At 62.8% G+C, this 2,045-nt stretch carries 2 protein-coding genes; both read right to left on the bottom strand.

Annotated elements, in window-relative coordinates; genetic code table 11:
- Window positions 1-860: ABC transporter ATP-binding protein (locus tag DBR22_RS24995; protein WP_258229380.1), on the bottom strand; the 860-nt coding region annotated here is incomplete at its 3' end.
- Between the two features lie 167 nt (window positions 861-1,027).
- A partial coding sequence (locus DBR22_RS21740; RefSeq protein WP_108600692.1) for a BMP family lipoprotein occupies window positions 1,028-2,045 on the bottom strand: 1,018 nt, incomplete at its 5' end.

Here is a 2,045-nt window from a genome sequence, read left to right on the forward strand (position 1 = left end):
GCGATGGCCATGATCTCGCCGCGGGCGATGTCGAAGCTGATACCGTCCACCACGTGCTGGCCGCTGGGCGCGATGACCGTGAGGTCCTTGACCTGGAACGTCGTCTCCTGCGGCTTGGCCGGGGCCTTGTCCAGGGTGAGGTTCACTGCCCGTCCGACCATCATGGAGGCCAGCTCCGTGGTCGAGGCGCCGGGATCGGCGGTACCCACAACCTTGCCGCGCCGGATCACCGTGATGGTGTCGGAGACGGCCTTTACCTCGCGGAGTTTGTGCGAAATGAACACGATGGAGGTGCCGTGGCTCTTGAGCTGGCGCATGATGTCCAGCAGTTCGTCGGTGTCCTGCGGGGTGAGTACGGCAGTGGGCTCGTCGAGGATGAGCACCTTGGCGTCCCGGACGAGGGCCTTGATGATTTCCACCCGCTGCTGCACACCCACAGGCAGGTCTTCGATCAGGGCATCAGGATCGACGTCGAAGCCGTAGCGGTCCGAGATTTCCTTGATCTTCCGGCGGGTGTCATCCAGGTTCAGGAATCCGCCGGCCTTCGTGGTTTCCGCCCCCAGTGCGACGTTTTCGGCGACCGTGAAGACGGGGACCAGCATGAAGTGCTGGTGCACCATGCCGATGCCGGCGGCCATGGCGTCGCCCGGCCCGCGGAAGGTGACCGGTTTGTCGTCAACGAGGATCTGGCCCTCGGTGGGCTCGTACAGTCCATACAGGACGTTCATCAGCGTGGACTTGCCAGCGCCGTTTTCGCCGAGCAGACAGTGAATCTGCCCGGGTTCAACAACCACGTCGATGTGGTCGTTGGCTACCAGGGAGCCGAAGCGTTTGGTGATCCCCTTGAGTTCAAGTTTCAAAACCCTGACCAATCTCGAATTGTCCCGGCAGGCCATGCCCGGACGGATGATGGGGCCGCAGCAACAGCCTAGTGCCTGCGGCCTGATACGGAGCCGGTCCGCTCAACGAAAAGCGCCACAGCCCGTGCGGTGGATGACCGGACGGGCCGTGGCGCTTAGCGGAGGGATTAGACCTTCGGGCTGGCTGCGGATTCAACCTTCAGCGTGCCGCCGGCGATGTCCTTCTTGATCTGTTCCAGCTCGGTCTTCAGCTCAGCGGGAACCGCAGACTCAAGATCGTGGAACGGCGCCAGCTGCACGCCGTCGTTCGCGAGGGTGCCAACGTACGGCGTGTTGGTGAACTTGCCGTCCTTGTCTTCCTTCACGACGTTCTCCACTGCTTCGCCCATGAGCTTCATGACCGAGGTCAGCATCAGATCCTTGTATTCCGGAGCGGTCAGGAAGCCGTCGGAGTCAACCCAGATGAGCTTGACGTCCTTGCCGGCCGCTTTGGCTTCTTTCAGGGCCGCGCCCGCACCCTTGCCGACGGGGCCGGCGACAGGCATGACGATATCGGCGCCCTGGTCCAGGAAGTTCTGGGTCAGCTGCTTGCCCTTGTCCTGCTTGTCGAAGTCACCGGTGAAGGAACCGTCCTGCGCCGCCTTGTCCCAGCCAAGAACCTTGACGTCCTTGCCCTTCTTCTCGTTGTAGTACTTCACGCCGTCAGCAAAACCGTCCATGAAGATGGTCACGGTGGGGAGCTTGATGCCACCGAATGTGCCGACGGTGCCGGTCTTGGTGGTGCCGGCCGCCACGTAACCGGCGAGGAAGGCTGCCTGCGCGGTGTCGTAGATGATGGGCTTGACGTTGGCGACGGGAGGCGTGTATCCGTAATCAACGATCGCGAAGTGGCTGTCCGGGTTGGCCTCGGCCTGGGCCTTGGTGGCGTCGCCGAGGAGGAAGCCGACAGTGACGGTCAGGTCGCAGCCGGCGGTGACCATGGCGCGCAGGTTGGGTTCGAAGTCGTTGTTGGTCTTGGACTCGGCCTCGTTGACCTTGATGCCCAGATCCGTCTCAGCCTTCTTGAGCCCTTCGTACGAGGACTGGTTGAAGGACTGGTCGTCGAAGCCACCGGAGTCGGAAACAATGCAGCCGGTGTAGTCGCTGGCGGTCGCGGTGGAGTTGCTGCCTGCCTCAGGTGCAGCC

This window comes from Arthrobacter sp. HMWF013 (assembly GCF_003061105.1).
Classification (GTDB): Bacteria; Actinomycetota; Actinomycetes; order Actinomycetales; family Micrococcaceae; genus Arthrobacter.